Origin of the sequence: Brachyspira aalborgi (genome assembly GCF_008016455.1) — a bacterium.
In the GTDB taxonomy this organism is placed as follows: Bacteria; Spirochaetota; Brachyspiria; order Brachyspirales; family Brachyspiraceae; genus Brachyspira; species Brachyspira aalborgi.
This window is the reverse complement of record NZ_SAXU01000001.1, coordinates 774,522-800,433: the sequence shown is the minus strand read 5'-3', so window position 1 is coordinate 800,433 and position 25,912 is coordinate 774,522. Positions and strand designations below refer to the sequence as shown.

Below are 25,912 nucleotides of genomic sequence, written 5' to 3'. Positions count from 1 at the left end.
AGATAAAAAGACATTTAATCTTATAAAAATGAAAGCAGAAAACATTGTTAAAGAACAATGGGGTTTTAAAAAGTCTATACAGGATTTAAGAAAGAACTTTGATGCATATTTAATTTAATAATTTATATAAATATTTAAATACTATATAAATAACTTTCAATAGATTATATATAAACATGCTAAAAATATAATTCTAAATAAATTAAAAATCTAATAAATAAAAAAGCCAATGGAAAATTAATTAATTCTCCATCAGCTTTATTAAAACTTTTAACTAATTATTAAATTGTTAAAAGCTATTATTTTTGTTGTTTGATAGATTCTACTAAAGCGTCTACCAAAGCGTCCATTTCGCCTACATTTGCATCCTTCATTGAAGAAGAAACAGAAACTTGAGCGTCTAAAACTTCTGATTGTTTAAGATTATTTTCTATAAACTCTTGCATCAAAGTGCCAGATTTAGGAGCCCAAGAGCCGTTTTCTATTAGGGCAAATTTTCTTTTTTGAAGATTAAGAGCCTTCATATCATGCAAATATTCGTATATAGGCGGATATATATTCAAATTATAAGTAACCGAAGCCAAAACAACATGGCTTAATTTGAAAGTATCCGAAATCAAATAAGATACATGCGTGCTTGAAACATCATGCATAACTATATTTGTTATTCCCCTATCCGCTAATTTTGCCGCAAGAACTCCAGCCATCTCTTCCGTATTTCCATACATTGTAGCGTAAACGATTAAAACGCCTTTTTCTTCTGGAACATAAGTGCTCCATTTGTCGTATTTTTCAAGTATATAGCCCAAATCTTTTCTCCAAACGGGACCATGCAAAGGACAAAGTATTTTAATTTTGTCAATAATTCCGCCCGCTTTTTTAAGGAGATGTTGAACATGAGGACCGTATTTACCAACGATATTCGTATAATATCTTCGAGCTTCATCGAGCCAATCTCTGTCAAAATTAACTTCGTCTGCGAATAATTTTCCGTCTAAAGCTATAAATGTTCCGAAAGCGTCCGCAGAGAATAAAACTCCGTTTGTAGCGTCAAAACTTACCATAGCTTCTGGCCAGTGAACCATTTGAGCGGCTATGAAGTGAATTTCATGCTTTCCAAACTTTTGAGAATCGCCTTCTTTAACTTGAATTTTTTGTCCATCAGGAACTACAAAACCGAATTGGTCCATAAACATAAAGGCTTTTTCGGTTGATATAACTTTAGTTTCAGGATAGCGAAGTAAAACCTCTTGAATACAAGCGGCATGGTCGGGTTCCATGTGATTGATAATCATGTAATCCAATTTTTTACCATTCAAAACATAAGCTATATTATCTATAAATTGTCTGCATACAGCCCAATCAACGGTATCAAAAAGAACCGTCTTTTCATCCATTAAAAGATAAGAGTTATATGAAACGCCTTTAGTCAAGGGATGCACATTTTCAAATAGGGCTAAACGATGTTCATTCGCTCCAACCCAGTATAAATCTTCTGTAACTTTTCTAACGCAATGCATTAATTTTCCTCCTTTTTAATTTATTGCAATTATATTAAAAAGCCTCTATAAATGTAGATTTTTCTTCGCTACATTCAGGGCATACCCATTCGTCAGGTAGAGACTTAAACTCTGTTCCTGGAGCTATTTCTGCTTCAGGGTCGCCTATTAGAGGGTTATATTCATAGCCACAACCGGTGCATGCATATAATTTAGGCAATTCGATTGTTTTCTTAGGAGCTATTCTCTTCATTTTTTTGTATGGAACTTCGGCTGGTTTTTTAGCGCCCGTATCCAAAGCTTTAGCGAGTAAAGGCAAAATCTCTTTAACATCTCCGACTATTCCATAATCGGCGTTTTTGAATATTTTAGCGTTTGCTCTAGTATTTATCGCAACTATTATAGCGGCATTTTTAATACCTTTCAAATGCTGATTTGCGCCTGAAATACCGCAAGCTATATACAAATTACCGTTGAATTTTTGTCCAGACATACCTACATATCTATTTATAGGCAAATATCTCAACTCTTCGGCAACAGGGCGAGAACAACCGATAGCAGCGCCTGCAGCTTTAGCCAATTCTTCAACAAGCTTCATATTTTCTTTTCCGCCAATACCTTTACCAGCGCTTACTACTCTTTCCGCGTCAATAATAGGAGTGCTTATATCTATACCAACAGAGAAGTCAATGCCGTCTTTTTGTAAAGCTGCAACCAAAGCGTTAACTCTATCTTGAGCCGAACCTTCTTTAAATAGTATATTTCTTCTTTCGCCAGTGATAGGACCTTTTTTAACCATAAGTCCGCCACCGCCTCCACCGCTTGGAGCTTTAGGCATTTTGCCGAGTATAGAAGCAGAAATAACCACTCTTTGAATTTCGTTAGTGCCTTCGTAAATTGTGCAGATTTTAGCGTCTCTGTAGGCTCTTTCAACCATATAAGCGCCTTTAATATATCCGTTTCCGCCATGAATTTGAAGAGCGTCATTAACTACTTCCAAACCTATATCAGAAGCGTATTGTTTAGCCATAGCGGCTTCCATTCCGTAAGGTTCATGAGCTTCTTTCAAATAACCCGCGCTATAGATTAATAAACGAGCAGCGCGCAATTTTGTAGCCATATCGGAAAGTTTAAATGCTATAGCTTGTTGTTGAGCTATAGGGCGTCCAAACTGTATTCTTTCTTTTGAATATTCTAAAGCCGCTTCGTAAGCGCCTTGAGCTATTCCTAAAGCTTGAGCTGCAATTCCTATACGACCTCCGTCAAGAGTTTGCATTGCAATTTTGAAACCTTGTCCTTCTTTACCAAGCAAGTTTTCTTTAGGAACTTTAACATCGCTAAATAATAATTGAGCGGTTGAAGAAGAACGAATACCCAATTTATTATAATGTTCTCCAAACTCAAAACCTTCCCATCCTTTTTCAACGATGAAAGCGCTTATTCCTTTTGTTCCTATGCCAGGAGTTGTAACGGCAAATACTACATAAATATCCGCTTTTGGAGCGTTAGTTATAAATATTTTTTCGCCATTCAAGATATAATAATCTCCTTGCAAAACCGCGGTAGTTTCCGTTCCGCCTGCATCAGAACCCGCTTCAGGCTCAGTTAAACCGAAAGCTCCTATTTTTTCTCCCGTAGATAGAGGAGTTAAATATTTTTTCTTTTGCTCCTCTGTTCCGTAAGCGGCTATAGGATAAGCTCCTAAAGAAGTATGAGCCGATAGAATAACTCCTACTCCGCCGTCAACTCTAGAAAGTTCTTCGACAGCTATTGCATAACTTATGACATCGAGACCAGCGCCTCCATATTTCTTCTCATAAGGAATGCCCATTATGTCGAGTTTCTTTCTTCCCATTTCTTTAACGGCTTCGTCAGGGAATTTGTTATCTAGGTCAAGCTCTACCGCTATGGGTTTAACTACTTCTTCCGCCCAAGCTCTGACCTTAGCACGAAATTCTTCGTGTTGTTCAGTTGTTTTAAACATTTGCTTCTCCTTTAATTTGAATTTTAAATATATAATAAATTACAGATTTTCTTCAAATTACTTTTTCTTAAACCGCGTCCGCTCTACAAAATAAATCTCAAATTCTTAACTTTGCAACCAAAATAATTTTCATTATACTTATATTATAGTATAAAAAAATTAAATTGTCAATTGCAAATATATACTAATTGATAATTATTTTAATTTATTTTTAATATTTTTATAAAATTTACAATAATTTAATGCAAAATTTTATATAATTATGATATTCAAAACCCAAAATAAGAAAATCGAAAAAATTTTTTATTCGTTTTAAATTATTTTTTTATTTAAGAATCCAAAAAATCTTTAAGTTTTCTCTTTTTTGAAGTGGCTTTTAATCTTCTTATAGCCTTTGCTTCTATCTGTCTTATTCTCTCTCTCGTCACTTTAAATACATATCCAACTTCTTCCAAAGTATGACTATAGCCATCATCCAAACCGAAACGCATTCTTATAACTTTCTGTTCTCTTTGCGGAAGATTTCCTAAAATAGAACCGATTTGTTTTTGAAGGATTTTGAAAGTAGTTATATTTTGAGGACTTTCAAATTCTTTATCTTCTATAAGCTCTCCAAGTATAGTATCTTCTTCGTCTCCTATAGGCGCATTTAAAGAAACAGGGTCTTTAGCTACATTTCTAACTTGTTTTACTCTGCTTTCGGGCCAACCTAATGCTTTCGCTATTTCTTGTATTGAAGGCTCTCTTCCGTATTGCTGCATATATTGTCTTAAAACTCTAGTCACTTTATTAATCTGTTCTATCATATGAACGGGAACTCTTATTGTTCTGGCTTGGTCGCTTATCGAACGAGTTATTGCCTGACGAATCCACCAAGTTGCGTAAGTTGAAAATTTATAACCTTTCTTATATTCAAATTTATCAACCGCTTTTATTAATCCTATATTTCCTTCTTGAACCAAATCGAAGAAATGAAGTCCTCTATTGACATATTTTTTTGCAATCGCTATAACCAATCTTAAATTCGCTTTTACAATATGGTCTTTAGCTCTTGCAATATGTCTTCTTGCAGAATCTATTTTTCTAACCCATTCCGTTAAAGTTTCTTTATCGACTCGAACTTCATCGTAAATATCTGCAAGACGAACTTGAGAATTATGGAAACTCGTTATAACGGCTTCGATTGCGTCAGGATTTATATTAAACTCGTCTACAAGTCTTATAAATATTTCTTTATTTCCTTTTTCAATTTCTTTATAATAATTTTCAAAATCTTCTATATCTTTGTAATATCTCTTTTTTAGCTTTCCAAAATATTCTTCAATTTGATTTATTCTATGCAAATAGAATTTTAATTTTTCGGCTATTCTGTCTATTTCCATTCTGTTTAATCTAACTTTGTAAAGAAGTTTAACTATAGAATCTTTAATTTCATCCTGCTCTTTTGTCAAATTTTGAATAGTTTTTTTAGTCGTAATCTTTTTTATTCTTTTGTCTAAAGAAAGATATTTTTCAGCCAATACAACATATTCTTTTTCAAAACTTTTATATTTTCTTTCCAATTTTCTTTTTTCATGCGTTGAAACATTATATATTCTTGGAGGCTCTAATATTTCATGAATAGAAACTCTTCCCGAATGAACATTTTTAATAGTAGTTAAAACTTCGCCAACTACTAAATGAGTATTTAATACAATTCCTTCAATTTCCGATTCTCCCGCTTCTATCTTTTTAGAAAATTCTACTTCATCGTCATGCGTAAGCAAATTAACTTTTCCAATTTCTTTTAAGTATAATCTTATCGGGTCGTCATTATTTCCTACTTTTTCTTCAACATGGATAAATTTATCCGAACTGTCCGATTTGCTATGCTCTTTTACAATATTGTCGAATTCTTTTTTATCTTCGACTGTGGCGATATTTCTTGCATTTAATAATTGAAATAAAATATCTATTACATCGGCGTCTACATTATCTATAGCGTTATTAATTTCTTTGTAGGTTAGATATTTATTTTCGTTTCCTTTTTCTAATAATTTTTTTATTTTTTCATTTTTTATTAGAAGGTCGCATTCTTCTTCTATTGTAATATCTGTAATATTATTATTCATAGTTTAATTTCCTTGATATAATTTTTCTTTTTGCTTATTAAGTTTATGTATTTCGCGGGCTTTCGCGCATATAGACTCAAAACTATCATTACTTTTAATTGAATTATTAGCGTTATTTACTATCTCTTTTCGTTTATAGTCTATATCTCCGCTTTTTATTTTAATAATAAGCGATTCTAATTTTCCGTTTATATTATCTTTATATAATTTTTCCTTACTTTTTATCTGATTAGCAATATTCTCGTTTCCAAGTATATTTAGCGCATCTTCCGAAGTGGCGTCTTTATCAAGAGTTAAGAGTCTTATATAAAATTCTTTAGTTATATCTTTTTTAAAAAGGTCAACTCCAATCTCTCTTTCTGCCTCTTTTATTAAAGACGGATTCAAAGCAAGCAAATATATTAAGCTATTTTCATAATAAAAATTATTATCGGTTTTTATATCCTTATTCTTTGAGTTATAATTATTAAATTTCTTATTTTTGTATAAATTTATATAATCTTTATTAAAAGCTTCTTTGTCAATAGAAAGTTTGGATGCTATATGAGATATTATCATTTGTTTTTCCGTTTCGCTTTTTAATTCATTTAAATATTTATAAATAATATTAACAATCTTTAATTTTTCTTCTATTGATAGATTATTTGGCTCTCTCTGTCCTTTTATTCCCATTTCTATAATAAAATCATACCAATTAAGCCTATTTTTATATAAATTATCAAAACCGTTTTTATCGTAAATTGTAAAATATTCGTCTAAATCTTTTGTCTCTTTTATATATAGTATAGTCAATTTCAAATCGAATTTCAATAGTATTAATATAGCTTTTTGGGAGGCTTTTATTCCCGCTTCATCTCCGTCTAAAGCCAAAACCACATTATTTGTATATTTTTTTATTTCGATTGCATGCTCTTCGGTTATAGCCGTGCCTAAAGAACCGACAACATTTTTTATTCCCATTTTATGGCAAGCTATCGTATCCATATAACCTTCGACTAATATAACTTCGTCAGATTTCATAATATATTTTTTAGCTATATTTATTCCGTATAAACATGATTTCTTTTTAAAAACCAAACTTTCTTTTGAATTCAAATATTTAGGCTCTACTCCGTCAATACTTCTGCCTCCAAAACCTATAACCTCTTCTCTTTCGTTTATAATTGGGAACATTATTCTATTTACAAAATTATCGTAAAAATGATTCGGATTATTTTTACTTATTCCGACAAGCCCTAATGTATTTAAATTTTGAACGGTTATATTATTTTGAGATAAAGTTTTAATTAATGCATTCCAACTTGGCGGAGCGTATCCGATTTTAAATTCTTTTATTATACTGAAAGGAATTTTTCTTTTTTTTAAATATTCTACCGCTTCTTTATAAAAATAATTTCCTTTTTTATCTTTCAAAAGAAGATTTTTACCGAAAAAATTGCATGCGATTCTGTTTATTCTTCTGCTTTCTAAATATATTTGCTCTTTTTGAGAATTTTTAGCCGAAAAAAAATCGCTCGTATCTACCGAAAATCTTTTTCCAAGATATTTAACCGCTTCTTTAAAATCCATTCCTTCTTTTTCTTTAAGATAGGTTATTGTATTTCCTTTAGCGCCGCATGTAAAACATTGATATAATCCTTTTGAATCATCAACCGACATAGAAGGATGAGTTTCCTGTCCATCTTTGTGAAAAGGGCATTGAACAAAATATTGACTTCCGCCTCTATGAACGACTTTATATTTATCTCTTAATATATCGACAAGAGAAACTCTCGATAAAAGAGAGTTCAATTTTTCAATAAATAAATTATTATTCACGGTAAATAAAATCTCAAAATTTATAAATAATTGAAAACTTTTATAATTATTTTGTATAAATATTAAGAATATTTTAAAAAAAGTCAACTATCTTAAGGTTATAATTTTATAATTTTTATTTTTAATAATTTAGCTGTCGTCTTGTCTACTAAATAGATAAACTATTAATAAAAAAAATAATAAAATTTTGACAATATAAGAGTATAAATAGTTTATAATAAAAAAAATTTAAATCTATAATTGAAATAGAATAATACTTTAATTGCTTGATTTTAGAATTCGTTAATTTTATAAAAATATTTATTTTCATGAAATTAAAGATTTAAAATAAATAAACTATCTAATGTATATTAGATTTTTAATATAAAATGTTAATGCTTTTATTGGGACGACTGATAAATTAAATAAAATAAAACCTATAAACCTTCTCCAATTTTTAATCCTAATTGAAAACCAATATCAAACGAAGATAAATTTCTATTTTCGACATATCTTTTTTCAGCGCCTCTTAAATCTAAATTAAAATCTGCTCCTATATAACCTCCAAATAAAACGGCGACTTTATCAAAAACATAAAAAGAATAATCGAAAGAAAATTTTATATAAGTTATAACCAAATCTTTAAAAAGATTATTCATCTGCTCAATATTATATTTGCTTATCGTAGAGCTATTTCCTACGCTAGCCGAATGAGTTAATTGAAAAGGAATTTTTATTCCTATTCCAAAACCTACGGCATAATTTCCTTTATGGAATTTCGGCAATATTCCAATTTGCATGCTTTCAAAAGTATAGCTTTCTTTTGTGCTAGAACCTTTTATTGCAAAAGTGTCATGCGAATAACCTAAATCGAGCAATAAACTTATTCCTTTATCTCCATCTCCTACAAAATATCCCGCCTGAACGGTTAATCCTGAATCAAAACCAACGCTTGTATCTCTTTTGGCGTAAGTATCTTTATAAGTTTGAGACGCATCGGAAGAAAAACGAACTTTATAAAATCCAAAACTTGCTCCAATCGGAATATTTAAACCGAATTGCCAACCGCTTACAGCGAAAGATTCTTTAGTAAACGCTATGATAAAAATTAACGCTATTATTAAACTTATTCTCTTCATAATAAAATTCTCCTTTTTAAATTTTTTATTTATTAAATTTTATTTCTTTAGCTTCGTTCCATAATTTATCCAAATCGTAATATTCCCTTCCTTCTTTCGTGAATATATGAATAACCATAAAACCGTAATCGCTTAAATGCCATAAAGATTCGGGAGTATTATCGTTTTCAGAATAGGGCAGTATTCCTTCCTCTTTTTTAAATTCTTTATAAACTGCATCCGCTCCCGCTTTCATTTGAGGCGAAGAGTTTGCCGTAGCTAAAATAAAAAAGTCGGATAGAGATGTTATTCCGTCCAAATCTAAAACTTTTATATCTTCCAATTTTTTATCGTCTAAAATTTTAGCCGCTTTCAAAGTAAGTTCTTTAGCTTTTTCTCTGTCGATAAATTTTTTCTTATTTTTTGTAATTTTATTATCTTGTAATTTCATAATAATCGTTTCCTAATATTAAAACGGCATTATTTAAAAGTCTTCTATCCGTTTTAGCATATATTCTATTTATTCTGCATTCTCTTCCAACCATAAAGCCTTTTTCAATTTGTCCGTTTCTTATAATAACCGCGCTTTCGCTTAAATTATTTTTTGAAAAATTTCCGTATTCTCCCGCTTTAAAACCTCTATATCTCATTCTTATGCTTATTCTGTCGGCAAGTCCGCCTATTCCCGTAGCGTTCAAAACTATTAAACTTATATCTTCGTTTTCAATTTCACTTTTTTGAGTTTTAAGTCCGACATATAAAGTTAAATCGTTTATTTGTTTAATAAAAGCGCTTCCTTCAAGTATCGGAGTTAATATTCCTCTTTCGTCTATGTTTGCGTCAATAGATTCTACAATTAAAGTTCTTTCATTGCAATTTGCAAGTATATTAAACAAAATCTTAATATCGGGCGGTCTCAAGTTCGATTTAATTCTTGAAGTTATTGCATTTTTTATATCTTTTGAAAGCATTATACTTTTAAGTTCGGGATTTTGTATAATTCCTATCATAGCGTTTATAATTAAATCTTCAAGTCTGTATAAAGTTTCAATTTCTTCATATCCTTCGATAGTTAAATAATTTAAATAAGATACCGCTTTATCGCCTTGAAAAAATCTCTCTCCGACATCGAAAGAAAGATTATCTATATTAATAGCCTCTTCAATATACATTCTAACTCCGCCGATTAAATCTATAATATCCGAAATTTGATTATTATCAACGGCTATTTTATAACTTATTTTTTTTCCCGTAGTAATTTCAATCGCTTTAAAAACTTCTTCTCTGCCTCCCGTTTCATATAATTTATTTAAAGGAATATTTTTATCGTTTTTATTTTTCCATAAACCTATATTTTTAGGAAGTCCGATAATTCCTATTCTATTATGCAAGCTTGAAATTATTCCAAAATAAGCGCCGTAAGGAATATTATTTTCGTCTATAAATAAAATTGCAAAATATAATTCTTCGTCATTATCTCTAGCTTTTTTTAAATCGCTATAAAAGAAATAATAAAATAAAAATATTATAATTCCAACTCCCGCTATTATTGACGAAATTACAAACGCTATCGCTTTTCTATTTGCTTGAGTTATCGATTTTAGAGATTTATCGTCTTTATGATTTTTTTTATTTTTTTGCGTTTTTTTATTCATATCATAAATAATATATTATGTTAAATAAGTTGTCAAATTATTTTTTATGCTATTGAAATTGTTTAACTTTATAATTATAATTATTGTAAATAAATAAAAAACGGATTAATATTTTATGAATATTGCAAAGAAAGTGGTTTTCTTAATAGGTTTATTATTAGCTTTTATTTCAATAAGCGCTATGACTTCCTATTATAAACCCAAAGATAAAAAAATAGAAAAAGATTATTAATTTTTATGATTAAATTTAGATTTATTTTATTTTTTATTTTATTAACGCTATTTTTCGGCGTAAATTTATATTCTATAACAATGACAATTTTACCTTTTAAGAGCGCAAATAGAGAATGGATAGAAGAGTATATGGTTGATGACGGAATGCCAAGAGTTTTAGAATCTTCTCTAATAAATACTCATTTATTTGAAGTTAGCGATTACGATTTATTAATTTCTTATTTTGCATCTTACGATATTGTCGCTTCTTACAAAATAATGCAGACAAATATTAATGTCGCTTCAAAATTTATTAAAGAAACTTTTAATTCCGATTATTTGATTAACGGAGAAGTTTTAGATTTTACATTAAAAAAAGGCGGAAAAGATACGGCGACTGTGGAGTTTAAAGTTAATCTTATAAATATAAAAACTTTAGAGGTTTTAAAAACTTTTACAAATAGCGCAAATTATACTTTGCCTGGCAATAGTCCCGTTTATAAATCGGAAGATGCGTTATTTTACGAAAGCGCGCTTGGAAGAGCGTCAATTTTGGCATTTGATAAAATTGTAAGAGATATCGTTAAATATCTTAAGGCTTCTTCTATTTCGGGTTTAATAACGAGAGTAGAAGATAAAAAAATATATATTAATTTAGGCAAAAAAGATAATGTAAAGAAAGGAGATAAATTCGATATATATGAACTTGAAAGAGTTTTAGAACTTCCAAACGGAGATAGCAATAGCTCAAATTCTTATACCAATGTTCATACAAATAGTTTAAATCAAAAGTTTGTAAATAAAAGCAATAGTCCAAAAAATTCTGTAGAAACTAATAATAGTATTGAAGAATATAAACATATAAGAAGCAATGAAAGAGGCGATGTTTGGTATACGAGCGAAATGCTTTATAAATATAGATTTTATAACATAAAAGAAAAATTTGTAGTGTCTGCAGAAGTTGTGGAATTATACGATAATTATGCAATATTGCAAAATAAAAGCGATAAGAAAATAGAAATTATGATGAGAGTAAGAATAAAGAAATAAAAAGCATTGGAGCTTATTTTATGATATCTAAAAATAATGTCTTATTTAATAAAATAGACAAAAAAGATTATTTTATTTATATTGATAAAAATACAAATAGAGGAATATTTTCTCCGTATTATAGAGGAATGCATAACGCTTTCTTTTACGATTTCAAACTTTCTAAATGCAGAATATTTCATAAAAATGCAAAATCATATTCTATTTTAGATTTGTCTTTAGACGGAAAAAAAGTAATGATTGTTTCAAACGATGCAAACGAATCTTTAAATAATAAATTGAGAATAATTGAAATTGGAACAAATAAAATACTTTTAGAAATAAATTATATGTATATTTACGAAGCTTATTTTACGGGAAATCCGAGATATATATTATGCAGAGGAAAAGAATTTAATTTAATTAATACTTTCGTTTACGATATAGTCGATAAAAATGTAGTTTCTATTTTAAAAGAAAATATTTTTATAAGCAACGGTTGTTTTTACGAGAACAGAACTTTTTTTAGTTATCCTTCAACTATCGAAGATAATACTATTAATCATCTTAATTTTTTGACATTGTCGGACATAAAAATTGCCGTAGATTATACCGACATAAAAATTTCTAAAATATATTTAGTAAATAAAAAAGATTTTGCATTATTAGACGAAAACAAAACAATATATTTATATTCTAATAAAAAAATATATTGGAAAATAGATTTATTTTTATTATTTACTTCAGAATACGAAGGCGGATTATTTTATTTAGACAAAAAAATATATTTAGACACTCCCGCTCTTGTGAAAGAAAGCAGCGATGAGGAAATTATATCGAGTATGGTTTTATTTAGAATAGACGAAGATAGCGGAAATTTAGAATATTTAATATTGCCAAATAATATAAAGTTTAAAAAATTTACTACAATGTTTGGTTATAAAATTATAGATACGGCGGGAAATGTATTCGATGTTAGAACTAATAAATTGCAATCATTTCCTTTGAAGTTATATAGATAGTTATTAAATATTTAATATTCTGTTAACTTTTTATAATTTGAAATACGCGACATTTAATTAATAAAAATTATTAAAAAATTATAATTTCACTATTGCAAAAATTCATTAAAAATATTAATATATAAATACGATAATAATATTATGCATAGTAAAGAGACTATTTTTATTAATGCGCTTTATTATTATAAAATTAAAAAAGTTAAGGAGAAAAAAATGAAAAGAAAAGTGTTAAGTTTTATTGCAGTATTTGTATCGTTATCCGCTATAGTATTTGCGCAAGATAATGAAATCAAAATTCCAACAGATTTGTATAAGATAAGCGATTATGGTAGAAATCTTGATATATACCATACCGAAAGAGGTTCTTCTACTTTAACTAGCGTTTGGGGATATGTTATACAAACAAATATTTATTATAGAAATAATATTAAAACTTGCTATCTTGTATTCGATTTATATTCGGAAGAGAATGCGAACGATAAATTTTATTCTGTTATTTTTTCTGATAAAAAAGAAAATAATAAAGTCGTTTTGAATATTAATTTGGCTGACAATGGAGAAAAATTATTTAAAGAAAGCGATGCCACCATACATTTGCGAAATTTACAAAATGTAGCAAGAAGGCAACATAGATTATCCGATTCTGAAGTAGATTCTTTAATAAAATTAATTGAAGATACTAAATTTAAAGTATATGTAAGATTTAATAGCGGAAATAATAATTATTATTCGCTATCTAGAAAGGATTTTAGCAAGAAGCAGGCTAAAGCTTTATATACATTATTAAAATTTTATAAAGAAATTAAGAATAAATAATTTAATTTTTATTTAAGCGATATAATTATTTATTTTGATAGATTATAATATTTTTAATAATTATAATTCATATCTATATATTGAAAAAATTAATCTTAATTGATGATAATATATTACGCTTTTTACTTAAAATAATATTTTAATATTTTATATATTATAATTATTTTAATGGAGTTTTGCTAATGAAAAAAAAATTATTATTTCTATTTTTAATTTTATTCTTAATTAATTTTCTTAACGCTCAAAATATTACAAGAACGAGCGAATATTCTCATAATTGGGTTAAGCGTATTAATAGAAAAACTATAGACATGCATGGCGCTTTATACGAAGCTATTCCTGGCGGAAATTGGGTTTTAATTTCGGGAAAAGCGCCATTTTTATTAATAAAAGAATATAAGTTTTTAGGAGCGCGTTCTGAATCTCAAGCTTATTATTCTCATCAAAAACCTATAAGTTTCTTTTTTGACAACGCTCCGAGTTTGGGAATAGTTATGGTTGAAGGTTATTCTATAGAAGGCGCTAAAATAACGAGATTTTCAAAATATGTGCCGAGTTATGAAGAAAAATTAGACGCTTGGAAAGAAGACAACGCTATTTTTACAAACGACACTTGGATTGCAAAAACAAATGCAAATTGGAGAAGTTTTCCCGTGCCGCAACCCGAAGATGTTAACTGGGCGAGCGGAGATTATGCAGGCGAATTATATTAAATGCAATATATATTTATTATAGCCGTTATATTTTTAGTTCTCACAGTTTTATTGCTGATTACAAATAAGCGGACAATATCTTTCGATAAATATTGGATTAATTTAATAAAAGAAAAAATCGTAAAAGCCGACAAAAATTATACTTTTCAAAAAGACGGCGAAATTATAATTGACAATAAAAAAAGATTAAATTTTATAAAAGCGATATCAAATAATATGGCGGTTTATAGTCATAGCGATTATATTAATAAATTTATGCTAGTATTTTCGGGTTATTCTTCAGTGAAAGTAACTTTTATGGAAGGTTATATAGTTGAAAATAATAAACTTTATTACACTTACGCTTATAAAAAATCTTATTATAATAAACTTCATTTATGGATGCAAAAAAACGGCGTCTTTGAATCTAAAGAAGTTTGGGTTGCAAAAAAAAATATAAATTGGAAAACATTTCCCGCTCCTACTATTAACGATATAAATTGGGAGAAAAAAGCTATGATAGGGGATATTTCAAATTAATATTATTTTCTAAACTATTTTAGATTTATAATCTAAAACATTTTTTATATTTCCAATATTTGTATAAATAAAGGTAGAGTAGTCTGTTTGTATTACTTTAATTATTAAAATCATTTTGACAAATAAAAATTATTCTGTTATAATATAATTATGAAACATGAAGAAGTATATAAATTAAGCGACTTATTTGCACGATATCTACTCGGAAAAAACGGAAATGAAGATTTATTAACCGATTTGGTAAATTCTACTTTAAGAGAATTCAATTTTGAGGAAGTTAAAGACTTGGAAATAATCGACCCATCGCCAAAGGCGGGCTTTAGCCTTAACTTATCGGAGAATATTGAACTTAAAGAGTCCATAATTGACATTAAAGCAAAAACAAAAAATAATGAAACTGTGATTATAGAATTTCAACTTTGCGAAAATATAGATTTTCTAAAAAGAATTTTTTATTATATTTCAAAAAATGTTATAAACGAAGTGACACTTACAGCGGGCAGACGCCAAGAAGGAGAAAATTATAACAATGTTCAAAAATTATTAGCATTAATTTACTTGATTTTAATTTAAAATTCGGAGACTAAGGCAAGGCTCACAGATGTTTTAAATTGATTGATACAAAAGATTTAAATATAAGTTTAGATTTAATTCAAATTCATATTTTAGAAGTAAAAAGATTTATTGAGATAATTAAAAATTCAACTAAAGAAGAATTAAAAAACAATAGATTATTAAGTTGGATGAAATTTTTTACAAGCGATAATTTAGAATTAATTGAAGACGAATTAAAGGAGGAAAATCAAATTATGAGTAAAGTTATTGAAGAATACAGAAAATTTACTTCGGATGATAAAATGATGCGAGCGTATGCAGCTAGAGAAGCGTTTTTAGTCGGACAAAAAATGATGTTGAGAAGAGAAAGAGAAGACGGTTTTGACGAAGAAATAGAAGAAGGTATAAAAATGGGTAAACTTGAAGGAATAAAAGATGAAAAATACTCAATGGCAAAATCTATGAAAACTAAAAACCTTGACATTAACCTTATAAGCGAAATAACAGGCTTAACCATTGACGAAATTGAAAAACTATAATAAATGAATAAAATTAATTAGACTTGTTAAATTAAAACCATTAAAATTAAAATAATAAACTATCATTTTATTAAATTATAAAAAATCTAGCTTATCCTAAAAATATAATATTTGACTATAAAACATATAAATTATATAATCAATTTATGAATAAAATTAATAAAGATTGGAAAGAAGTTAAACTTGGATATATAGTTTGTTATAAAATAGTTTTAATAAACTAAAAAGTTTACTAAATAAAATTATAATTATAAATGAGAAAATAAATGAAACTTACAATTAAAAACGAAGAAATTCAATGATTAAATAAAAGTTTAATTTTGAAATATTGACATTTTAATATTAAACTATATAATAAAAATATATAATTAAAATGGAGCTAATCTTATGGAAAACGAAACTAAAAATAACGAAATTATTGAAGCTAAATTTGATTTGATAGAAAATGAAGCAGATAAAAATACTTTGATAAATAATTTAAGCAATTATAACATATTTAAAATTGACGAAAGCAATTCAAATGGTATTAATATAGGAAATTTTTCAGATAGCGTAGTAAAAGTTGCAAGCGAACTATTTAAAGACGGACTTATTTTAGAAAAAACTTCAAAATTATTTAAATGTGATACATCTATTAATTCGTTAATGAAATTTACAACAGGCGGATACGGTAGTGCTATTATGAAAGACGGTAAAATATCCGAACATGCAAAGTTTTTTCCTGTTGGCGGTGATATTTCAAAAGTAATATCGCCTTTTCTTATATTGCAAATCGCATCCGTAGCGTTAGGGCAATATTTTATGTATCAAATAAATGAAAAATTAGGAGAGATATTGAATGTAGTAAAAGAAATATCTATGAAGATGGAATACGAAAAAATGGCTGAACTAAAAACTATAATAAGTGAAATACTTGTAATTGAAAATAAAAAGACTATAGATAAAAATGATATAAGCATATTGAATGATTTGAAAATAAAGGCAAAAGATATTTTTAATTATTATGAAATAAAAATTAAAAATACAACTATAAATGAAATTGATTTTGGCAACAAAAAAAGATTTAAATCTAGGATAGAGGAATTATTAAAAAATATAGGAGAATTTGATTTAAATTATTATATGTATAAAGCCTCTTTTGAAACTTTAATTTCTATATACGCATTATTATATAAAGTATATGCGCAAAATAATGATTTTGAAAATGCGGAAAATATTTTTGCTATTCTAAAACAATATGATAAATTATTTGACAATGGAATATCAAGTAAATTAAAAGATATTACAAATAAAATTTTAAATCAATTTGATTATATACAGAAAAATAAAGATTGGATACCAAATACGCTTTTTAAAGTAGGAATATTTGTAAATCCAATATTTCTTTTAAGTAGTTTTTTAGGCGGTAGCTGTAAAGATTTTACTAAAGAACATATAGAAAAATATTCTAAATTAAAAGAAGAAATAAATAATAATAGCAGTCAAGTTATACAAGCTAATATGAATTTTATTCAAAATATGGAAAGAAAAAATACTATTTATTATGCTGAAATTAATAACGATAAATATGCTTTAATAGAAAATAATATTTCTAATAAATAATATTATAAATATAAAAAATATAGTAATACAATATTTATAGGTAATGGCACATATAATTTAATACTTGACAAAGTAATTAAAAATGTTATCATATTAATTATAAAACTATTTTTAAGGAGTATTTTAATGAGTGAAATTGAAGAAGTTAAAAAAATTATTTTAGAACATCGTGGAAAAACGAATGCTATAAAATCTAGAGAAATTGCAAATAAAGTTGGCATAAATGAAGACGATACTCATGCTAAAACTCGTGAAATTATACGGGATATAGAGGAGACGGATAATCTTCCAGTGCTTGCATGTAATAAAGGATATTATTTAGCAGAAACTGAAGAAGAATTTAATGAATATATAGAAAATCTTAAAAATCGTATTAAAGGCATCGAGAAAAGGATACAAATAACTACTAATAACTATAGAAATGCTAAAAATGAGTAAAATTAAAAATCAAATTTGAATAATAAATAAAATTCATATTGGCAAAGATTTAATAAATTTACTTTTACAAGAATAGTCAAAATTAGTCTCAACATCGACATAGCCCGTTCTTATCAAATGATTATTAATAAAAGTTTTATTATCCAAATAAACATAGCACATTAAATTATTATTTTTATCGTATTTTTGTAAATCGTATTTCAAATATATTTTTCTTTTATTAAATTTTTCTTTCAAATAATTAATCGCTTGAGGCTTGAAATTATCTTTTTCTTTTATTCCAAGAAGTTTAATTTCGAGTCCGTTATTTAAAATAATTTTATTTGGAGAGACAACATCTTTTACGGAAAATAATTCTCTCTTATTTTCGTTTTTATTTTTGTCGATTTTAGAACCGAATTTTAGTTTTTTAATATCAATTTTTTTGTCAAGTTTATGAGCGTCTTCAAATATATAAGGCAATTTGTCGAAAGAATAATTATTATTTTCTTTATCTTCTAATAAAAATTCAATCGTATCTTCGTCTAAACTTAATTGATTTATATTTAATTTTTCTTTAATAATAGGTTCAAATTCTTTATTGATTTCGTATCCTATAGAATTTCTTCCCAAATTTTTTGCAGCTAAAGTCGTAGTTCCGCTTCCCAAAAACGGGTCAAAAATCGTCTCGCCCGAAAAAGAAAACATTTTTATTAATCTTTTAGGCAATTCTTCGGGAAACATAGCTATATGTTCCGATTGTTTTACTCCGCTAAAATTCCAATGCGAAGAAAAATATTGATTCCATTCTTCTTTTGTCATAATAGAATTTTCTTTTTGTTCTAAAGTCGGTTTTGGAGGATTTCCTAATTTTTTAAATATTAAAATAAATTCATAATCTATTTTTAAAATGCCGTTTCGAGGATATGGAAAACTTCCCATTATAGCTCCGCCTCCCGAAGCATTCATTGTTGTCGCTTTCTGCCAAATTATAGCGCCCATATAATCCATTTTTAAAGTTTCGCAAAATCTTATAATTTCCGTTCTTATTGGGACGACTTTATACCTTCCGTAATAAACAGAACGAGCAAATTGGTCGCCTATGTTTATACATAATCTGCAACCTTCAGATAAAATTCTTTCGCATTCCATCCAAACAAGATTTAAATTATTTATATATTCTTCATAACTATTATTAAATCCTATTTGATTATTAGAACCGTAATCTTTTAATTGCCAATAAGGAGGAGAAGTTATAATTAATTGAACCGATTTGTCTTCAATTTTATTTAAAGCTCTACTATCGCCGAAATATATTTTATGATTAGTCATTTATATTTTAACCTTCGCTTGCTTTCGTAAGCAATTCCACTATGCTGTCATAACCTTTTTCTTTCGCATATATCAAAGCGGTTTTTCCGTAATTATCTTTTATATCTACATCGGCGTTTAATTCTATAAGCATTTGCACAACCTGTTCATAACCGTTAACTGCTGCAAAGAATAAAGCCGTATATCCTACTCTATTTTGAGCGTTTATATTTGAGCCGTTTCTATTTAATATTCTTATAACTTTATCGTTTCCTCTTCCCGCCGCATACATTAAAGCCGTGTTTCCATAATAATCTTTTATATTAATATCCGCTTTCGCATCTATTAAAGTTCTCACTATTCTATCGTATCCGTTCATAGCGGCAAAAATTAAGGCTGTCGCTCCTATATTATTTTGAATATTTAAATCCGCTTTCGCAGTTATAAATATATTAACTAAAGCGATTTTATTATTAAAAGTAGAATACATTAAAGCCGTATTTCCATCTTTATCTTTTATATTTAAATCCGCTTTCAAATTAATCAAGGCTTGAGTCATATCTCTATTTCCGTTAATAGAAGCTAAAATTAAAGCCGTTCTTCCTACATTATTAGTAGAATTAACATTTACAGAATTAGTGAATAAAGGAATAAGATTTATTCTATTATTATAAGCTACATACATAAAAGAATCGTTTCCGTTTATATCTTTCATTTTAATATCGGCTCCGTTTTCAATAAGCATTTCTGCAGTTGCATAACTTCCTTTATATGAAGCGAACATTAAAGCGGTAAATCCGTCATTTTTTGCAGCGTTAATATCGGCTCCAGAATCGATTAATAATTTTAAAACATTTGTATAATTATTAAAAGAAGCATATATTAAAGGCGTATTTCCGTTTGCATCTTTAACATTAATATCAGCTCCAGAATCGATTAATAATTTCGCCACGCTATAACTTCCTCTATAAGAGGCGAAAGTTAAAGCGGTAAATCCTTCTTTATTTTTTGCATTAATATCGGCTTTCGTATCTATTATTGCTTTTGCCAAAGAATAATTATTATTATAAGCGAGATTCATTAAAATAGTATTGCCTTTTTCGTCTTTTATATTTATATTCGCTCCGTTTTCAATAAGCATTTTAGCGACTTCATTATTTCCACTATTTAAAGCGTAATTTAAAGCGGTTAGTCCGTTTTTATTTTTTATATTTACATTAGCTTTAGCATCTATTAAAGTTTTTGCCAATATTTGATTTTTATTCATAGCCGCATACATTAAAGGCGTATTTCCGTCATTGTCTTTAATTTCAATATCCGCTCCCGATTCTATAATCATATTGAATATTCTATCGTTTCTGTTTGTTAAGGCAAAAATTAAAGCCGTTATTCCGTCTTTATTTTTTATATTTACATTAGCTTTAGCTTCTATTATAAGTTGAACCATTTGTTGATTTCTTTTTAGAATCGCATGCATTAAAGGCGTGTTTCCGTTTGCATCTTGTATATTAATATCAAAACCTTCTTGTGAGATTAATTTTTTTACTTCTTGAGTATTATTTGCCCTTATTAAAGCGAAAATATTTGGAATGTTTTCTTGAGCCGTTAATATAATGGCAAATACTATAATTAAAGCCAAAATAATTTTTATATTTCTTTTCATAAATAAATACCCGCTTATAAAAACTTTATTATAATAAAATAATATAATAAAAAAAATAAAATATCAATTAATTTATTTTTAATATATAATTTAATTATTAACATAATATTGGATATTATTATGCAACATTTGGGAACATTTAATTTAGAAACCGACAGACTTATTTTAAGAAAATTTAAAATTGAAGACGCTACAGATATGTATAATAATTGGGCGAGCGACAATGAAGTTACAAAATATTTATCTTGGAAAACTCATTTAAATATCGAAGAAACTAAAGAAATATTGAAAAGCTGGATAGAAAATTATTATAAAAGCGATTTTTATCAATGGGCTATAGTATTAAAAGAAAATAATCAAGCTATAGGAAGTATAAGCGTAGTTAAAAATGACAACAGTATAGAGATGGTTCATATAGGATATTGCATTTCAAAAAAATATTGGAATAAAGGTATAACATCCGAAGCTTTTGAAAGAATAATAAAATTCTTTTTTGAAGAGGTAAAGGTAAACAGAATTGAAGCCGCTCATAACGAAAAAAATATTTACTCGGGAAAAGTTATGCTTAAATGCAAACTTAAAAAAGAGGGCATTTTGAGAGACGCTTTGAAAGACAATAGCGGAATTACAGATTGTTTAATTTATTCTATTTTGAAAAGAGAATATTTTTATAAATAATTTATTGTAATTTTGAAATATATAACAATTTGAATAATAGCGATTTAATAACGACAGCAAATAAATTTTTGCAATTTAATTTACTCCATTTTACTACTTTATAGTTAGATTTATTATATAAAATATTAAACTATAAAAATAATATTTAAAAAATTAGTTGACATAATATTTATATAATTTACAATATTATCATAAGGTTTTTTTATGAATAATAATATTAATACTCTTTTAAATGAAATTTCTTACAAAATAAATAGCGATGAATTCGATAAAACTTTAGATATTTTGGATAATATTTTAAAAAAAGTTCCTAAAAATTATAGAGCGAATTTGTATAAAGGGCAGATTTGCGTAGAGAAAAAAGAATTTCAAGAAGCGATAAAATATTTTGAGGAAGCAAAAAAAGTAGATATAAAAACTTTCAAGGCTTATAATTTGCTTGGAATTAGCTACCATGCAATCGGCGAATACGATAAAGCTATAAATTGTTTTAATGAAATCTTAAAAATAACTCCAAATTCATGTTCGGCATACAATTTGCTTGGAATAACTTATTATAAAAAAAACGATTATAAAAAAGCGATTGAATATTTTAACAAATCAATAGAGATAAATCCGAAATACGACAAGGCTTATAATAATTTGGCTTTGTTTTATTATAGAAATAAAAATTACGATATAGCGATAAAATTTTTTGAACATTCAAAGAGTTTGGACGAAAGAATATTTAAAGCTTACGATATGCTCGGAATGTCATATTATAAAATTGGCAATTATGATAAGGCAATAGAATGTCTTATAAAATTTCTTCAGCATAATCAAAATTCTTATAAAATAGCAAATACTTTGGGAGCGATTTATTCTTATTTAAAAGATTATGATAAAGCTATAAAATATTTTACAAAAGCTATAGAAATTAATCCGAAATATGCAAGCGCTTATAATAATTTGGCTTCGATTTATTTTAATAAAAAAAATTTTGATAAAGCCGCTTTATATTTTGATAAGGCTAAAAGATTTTCAGAAAATTATTTTTCAGATTATTATAAATTAGGATTTTCTTATTATTCTAAAGGTTATTATTACGAAGCTATAGAATGTTTTAAAAAAGTTATAGAGAAAAACGAGAATTCTTATAAAGCTTATAATTTAATCGGTTTATGTTATTTATCAAATTCGGAATATGAGAAGTCTATAAAATATTTTGAAAAAGCGATTGAGATAAACGGAGAATATTACGAAGTTTATAATAATTTGGCTATTGCATATTTCAATTTAAAAAATTATACAAAAACTATAGAGAATTTTAATTTAACAAATTTAGAAATTATTAAAGACAAGTTGGATATATATAATAAACTTGCAATTTCCTATTTCTATATTAAAGATTATAATAAATCTATTGAATATTATAATAAAATTATGTCGAAATTAAATTATAAAACTCCTTTCTATGTTTATAATAATTTGGCTATTTTGTATTATTTAAAAAAAGATTATGATTCTATTTTAAAAACTTACCATAAATATTTAGATAATTATAAATCGGAAAATAATTTTGCAAGTTATAATATATTTTTATTGTCTTATAATTTGCTTACAAAAAGATTAATAAAATATAACGATTTTTTAATTTTGTTTGAAAAATGTTTAATTAAAAGTATTGAAAATAATTCGTATAATAACGATATAAATAATATTTCTTCTATATATGAAACTATGGAATACGATATTGAAACTTTAAAATTAATTCTTGAAAATAAAATTAACTTTAAAAACTCAAAAGAATTATTGAAAGATAAATTAAACGAAAAACAATTAAAAGCTATAGAGCCAATAATTAATAAAATAAAATTATTTTCTTTTAATTCTAATATAAAAAATATTTCAGATTACGGCAATAATACAATATGCGTAGAATATTATTTTTCAAAATTAAATAGTGTAGCTATTATAAAAAACTCCGATAATAATAAAGAAATATATGGAAAACAAGCTAAATTTATTACGGAAGATATAAAATACGATTCTTTGATTTCGATATTTTCCGATAATAAAAAAGCTTATGATTTCAATATTTTATTTTTAATTAAAGAAAATATTGAAAAATTTGGGGGGTTAAAAGTGAAAGCTATATATTTGCCGAATAATTGCGATGAATTTGATATTAAATTAATAAAATGTATATTAAATAACGATGATATTAAATTATATAAAGCCGTTAAAGAGAATGGTTCGGTTAAATATTTATTGATATAATTTAATAGCGATATAAAATAAATTTTTATAAGTAAAGTATTGACATAATTATAAAAGTTTGTTATTATATATAGAATTAAGCGGATATTTAAGAGGTATTCTTATGAAAAAGCTAGTATTAATAATCTTTTTGGTTGGATTTAGTAGAGTTTTTGCAGCATTTGAAGTCGATGTTTTAGGACAACTTGCAGCGTCTTTTGGCGTGCCAATTGTGCAGTCAGTTTATACGGATGGCACTAATTTCTATGCAACAGCAGGAGCTAATACGAGAAGGTTAAGGGTTAAAGGTTCAACCGAAGCGAGATTTAGCGGTTCTGTGCAAATAGGTTATCAGTTTCCTAAGACTAATTCCTTAAAAGGAATAGGCGTTTTTTGTAATATAAAAATTGAACAGTTTTCTATGGGAACTTCGACTAACGACGGTAAAGATTTCCTTAAGAAAGAAGGATTTAATTTAGGCGTTGGACTTGCTACAAAATTTATATTTGGAAGTATTAATAGTTTAGTTCCGAGAGATACAATTATTGGTTTTGGATTAGGCGCTAAAGTTTTAGTCGCTCCAAAGATTGAATTTAGTTCTCCTATTCCTCCTCCTATAACTCCTTATGTAGATTTATTCGTAGAGCAGAGATTTTTTGTAGCAAGAAAATTAGCTTTGGTAGGCGGAATTAATGTTGGAGTTGATTTTATGATATACCAATTTTCCGATGATGGGAAAGCTCTATTTGGGAGTTATGGTCCTTATATAACAGCTTATCCTTCTTTAAGCATAGGACTTAATATAGGGCTTCATTTCGGAAATTAACGGCAATAGTTTTCTTTTTTGCGTAGTATTATAAACGAGACGGTATAAATAATGCCGTCTTATTTTTTATTGTTTATTGAAAATTATAAATTGAAAGTTATATATTATTGAAAATTTTTATAAATAACATTATAATAAATCTATTCGATTAAATTAATATTTTATGCGTTAAATTTTATGGAATATATAATATCCACGACTATTTATTTGCTTAAAGGAACTTATATGACTTTAAGCCTTTATTTTGTAACGGCTTTATTTTCAATGCCTTTATCTATGCTTTTTGCCGCTTTGCAATTTAGCGCTCCAAAATTTATAAGATATATTTTTGATATATACGCTTGGATATTTAGAGGAACTCCTTTAATATTGCAATTAATATTTTTTTATTATGGAATTCCTTTAATGACAAATAATTTTATAGCTTTTCCAGCTTTTACTTCGGCAGCTATAACTTTTATTTTAAATTATTCCGCTTATCTTATGGAAATATTCAGAGCGGGAATTGAAAGTATAGAAAAAGGACAATATGAAGCGGCTTATGTTCTTAATTTAAATCATAGACAGATTATGACGAGAATAATTTTGCCTCAAGCGGTTAGAAGAGTTTTGCCTCCTTTGTCAAACGAAGCTATAAATTTAGTTAAAGATACGGCGCTTGTTATAGTTTTAGGAATTGGCGATTTAATGCTTCATGCAAGAGAGATATTAACGAGAGATTTTAAATTATTGCCTTTCGTTATAGCGGGAATAATATATTTAATATTCACTTCGGTTTTAGTTCTTATATTCAGACGATTGGAGAGAAAATATGTTATCAGAAATTAATTTAAAAGTAGTAGACTTAAAAAAGAATTATAAAAATATTTCCGCATTAAACGGCGTTTCTTTTGATGTTCATAAAGGCGATATACTTTCTATTATTGGACCTTCTGGCGCTGGCAAAAGTTCTCTACTTAGAAATATTATACAAATTGAAAGTCCCGATTACGGCGAAGTTTATATAGACGGAGAGATATTATTTTCAAAAACTAAAGAAGATAAAAAAAATAATTTATCGCATGCCGATATGATGAAACGAAAAGAAAAAATGGGAATGATATTTCAGCATTTTAATTTATTTCCGCATAAAACGGCGCTTGAAAATATTATAGAAGCTCCGATTATAGCAAAAAAAATTAATAGAGAAGAAGCGATTGAAGAAGCTTTAAAACTTTTAGATAGAGTCGGACTTAAAGATAAAAGCGAAAGTTATCCTAATGAATTGTCGGGAGGACAAAAACAGAGAGTAGCCATTGCGAGAGCGCTTGCTATGAAACCCGAAATACTTTTATGCGATGAGCCAACTTCCGCTTTGGACCCTGAACTTATAGGCGAAGTTTTATCCGTTTTGAAAGAACTTGCCGAAGAAAAAATGACTATGATAGTAGTAAGCCATGAAATTAGTTTTGTTAGGGAGCTTTCTACAAATATAGCTTTTATGGATTATGGTAAAATTATTGCAATGGATAATTCGGAAGATTTTTTTAATAATCAGAAAAATGAAAGAATAATTGATTTTCTTAATAAGATTTTTCATAAATAATTATTATATAAAATGAAAATTA

The 25,912-nt window shown here is 27.1% G+C and carries 21 protein-coding genes and 1 pseudogene; 13 read left to right on the top strand and 9 right to left on the bottom strand.

Features of this window, described 5'->3' with window-relative positions:
- Positions 1–299 precede the first annotated feature (299 nt).
- The 7 genes from EPJ79_RS03600 to EPJ79_RS03570 form a co-directional block, all read right to left on the bottom strand.
- The gene (locus EPJ79_RS03600; protein WP_021959216.1) at positions 300–1,520 is read right to left on the bottom strand and encodes an FprA family A-type flavoprotein; all 1,221 of its coding nucleotides are present in this window, start codon (positions 1,518–1,520) and stop codon (positions 300–302) included.
- 34 nt (positions 1,521–1,554) lie between these two features.
- Entirely contained in the window at positions 1,555–3,483 is a 1,929-nt protein-coding gene (locus EPJ79_RS12000; RefSeq protein WP_147559804.1) for an acyl-CoA dehydrogenase family protein, read from the bottom strand.
- 329 nt (positions 3,484–3,812) lie between these two features.
- Positions 3,813–5,573 carry an RNA polymerase sigma factor RpoD gene (rpoD, locus tag EPJ79_RS03590; RefSeq protein WP_147718657.1) on the bottom strand — a complete coding sequence of 587 codons (1,761 nt, stop codon included), beginning with the start codon at positions 5,571–5,573 and terminating at the stop codon, positions 3,813–3,815.
- Between the two features lie 24 nt (positions 5,574–5,597).
- A complete protein-coding gene (dnaG, locus tag EPJ79_RS03585) occupies positions 5,598–7,412 on the bottom strand; it encodes a DNA primase (RefSeq protein WP_147738470.1) in 1,815 nt (604 codons plus the stop codon).
- A 416-nt stretch (positions 7,413–7,828) separates the two neighbouring features.
- Positions 7,829–8,530 (bottom strand): hypothetical protein, encoded by a 702-nt coding sequence (locus EPJ79_RS03580; RefSeq protein WP_167497312.1) that lies wholly within the window; start codon positions 8,528–8,530, stop codon positions 7,829–7,831.
- A gap of 25 nt (positions 8,531–8,555) precedes the next feature.
- Positions 8,556–8,960, bottom strand: a complete 405-nt coding sequence (gene rsfS / locus EPJ79_RS03575; RefSeq protein ID WP_147525607.1) for a ribosome silencing factor — start codon at positions 8,958–8,960, stop codon at positions 8,556–8,558.
- Positions 8,944–10,164, bottom strand: a complete 1,221-nt coding sequence (locus EPJ79_RS03570; protein WP_147738469.1) for an LCP family protein — start codon at positions 10,162–10,164, stop codon at positions 8,944–8,946. Before EPJ79_RS03570 ends, rsfS begins: the two co-directional genes overlap by 17 nt.
- A gap of 231 nt (positions 10,165–10,395) precedes the next feature.
- Between EPJ79_RS03570 and EPJ79_RS03565 the strand changes: the two genes are divergently transcribed.
- The 8 genes and pseudogenes from EPJ79_RS03565 (at position 10,396) to EPJ79_RS03530 (ending at position 17,610) form a co-directional block, all read left to right on the top strand.
- Entirely contained in the window at positions 10,396–11,427 is a 1,032-nt protein-coding gene (locus EPJ79_RS03565; protein WP_147738468.1) for a hypothetical protein, read from the top strand.
- A 20-nt stretch (positions 11,428–11,447) separates the two neighbouring features.
- Positions 11,448–12,428: a hypothetical protein gene (locus EPJ79_RS03560; RefSeq protein ID WP_147738467.1), complete on the top strand. Its 981-nt coding sequence runs from the start codon at positions 11,448–11,450 to the stop codon at positions 12,426–12,428.
- Between the two features lie 213 nt (positions 12,429–12,641).
- Entirely contained in the window at positions 12,642–13,244 is a 603-nt protein-coding gene (locus tag EPJ79_RS03555; RefSeq protein WP_147738466.1) for a hypothetical protein, read from the top strand.
- Positions 13,245–13,426: 182 nt separating this feature from the next.
- Positions 13,427–13,957: a hypothetical protein gene (locus EPJ79_RS03550; protein WP_147736209.1), complete on the top strand. Its 531-nt coding sequence runs from the start codon at positions 13,427–13,429 to the stop codon at positions 13,955–13,957.
- Positions 13,958–14,476, top strand: coding sequence for a hypothetical protein (locus EPJ79_RS03545; protein WP_147528285.1), 519 nt, complete (start codon positions 13,958–13,960; stop codon positions 14,474–14,476).
- A gap of 150 nt (positions 14,477–14,626) precedes the next feature.
- Positions 14,627–15,570 (top strand): annotated as a pseudogene (locus EPJ79_RS03540) (Rpn family recombination-promoting nuclease/putative transposase).
- A gap of 387 nt (positions 15,571–15,957) precedes the next feature.
- A complete protein-coding gene (locus EPJ79_RS03535; protein WP_147738465.1) occupies positions 15,958–17,172 on the top strand; it encodes a hypothetical protein in 1,215 nt (404 codons plus the stop codon).
- 126 nt (positions 17,173–17,298) lie between these two features.
- Positions 17,299–17,610, top strand: coding sequence for a hypothetical protein (locus tag EPJ79_RS03530; protein WP_147738464.1), 312 nt, complete (start codon positions 17,299–17,301; stop codon positions 17,608–17,610).
- A 33-nt stretch (positions 17,611–17,643) separates the two neighbouring features.
- On the opposite strand, the gene EPJ79_RS03525 is transcribed toward EPJ79_RS03530, so the two are convergent.
- Together EPJ79_RS03525 and EPJ79_RS03520 are read right to left on the bottom strand one after the other, a co-directional pair.
- Complete coding sequence (locus tag EPJ79_RS03525; RefSeq protein WP_147738463.1) at positions 17,644–18,921, bottom strand: DNA methyltransferase; 1,278 nt, start codon at positions 18,919–18,921, stop codon at positions 17,644–17,646.
- A gap of 7 nt (positions 18,922–18,928) precedes the next feature.
- Complete coding sequence (locus EPJ79_RS03520) at positions 18,929–20,563, bottom strand: ankyrin repeat domain-containing protein (protein ID WP_147738462.1); 1,635 nt, start codon at positions 20,561–20,563, stop codon at positions 18,929–18,931.
- A 120-nt stretch (positions 20,564–20,683) separates the two neighbouring features.
- Here EPJ79_RS03520 and EPJ79_RS03515 point away from each other — a divergent pair, with 120 nt between their 5' ends.
- The 5 genes from EPJ79_RS03515 to EPJ79_RS03495 all read left to right on the top strand — a co-directional run bounded on the left by EPJ79_RS03515 (position 20,684) and on the right by EPJ79_RS03495 (position 25,890).
- Positions 20,684–21,241 (top strand): GNAT family N-acetyltransferase, encoded by a 558-nt coding sequence (locus EPJ79_RS03515; RefSeq protein ID WP_147738461.1) that lies wholly within the window; start codon positions 20,684–20,686, stop codon positions 21,239–21,241.
- Between the two features lie 204 nt (positions 21,242–21,445).
- Entirely contained in the window at positions 21,446–23,500 is a 2,055-nt protein-coding gene (locus EPJ79_RS03510; protein ID WP_147738460.1) for a tetratricopeptide repeat protein, read from the top strand.
- A gap of 103 nt (positions 23,501–23,603) precedes the next feature.
- Positions 23,604–24,305: a hypothetical protein gene (locus tag EPJ79_RS03505; RefSeq protein ID WP_147738459.1), complete on the top strand. Its 702-nt coding sequence runs from the start codon at positions 23,604–23,606 to the stop codon at positions 24,303–24,305.
- A 177-nt stretch (positions 24,306–24,482) separates the two neighbouring features.
- Positions 24,483–25,133, top strand: a complete 651-nt coding sequence (locus tag EPJ79_RS03500; RefSeq protein WP_147738458.1) for an amino acid ABC transporter permease — start codon at positions 24,483–24,485, stop codon at positions 25,131–25,133.
- Positions 25,117–25,890, top strand: coding sequence for an amino acid ABC transporter ATP-binding protein (locus EPJ79_RS03495; protein WP_147738457.1), 774 nt, complete (start codon positions 25,117–25,119; stop codon positions 25,888–25,890). Before EPJ79_RS03500 ends, EPJ79_RS03495 begins: the two co-directional genes overlap by 17 nt.
- Positions 25,891–25,912: the final 22 nt, after the last annotated feature.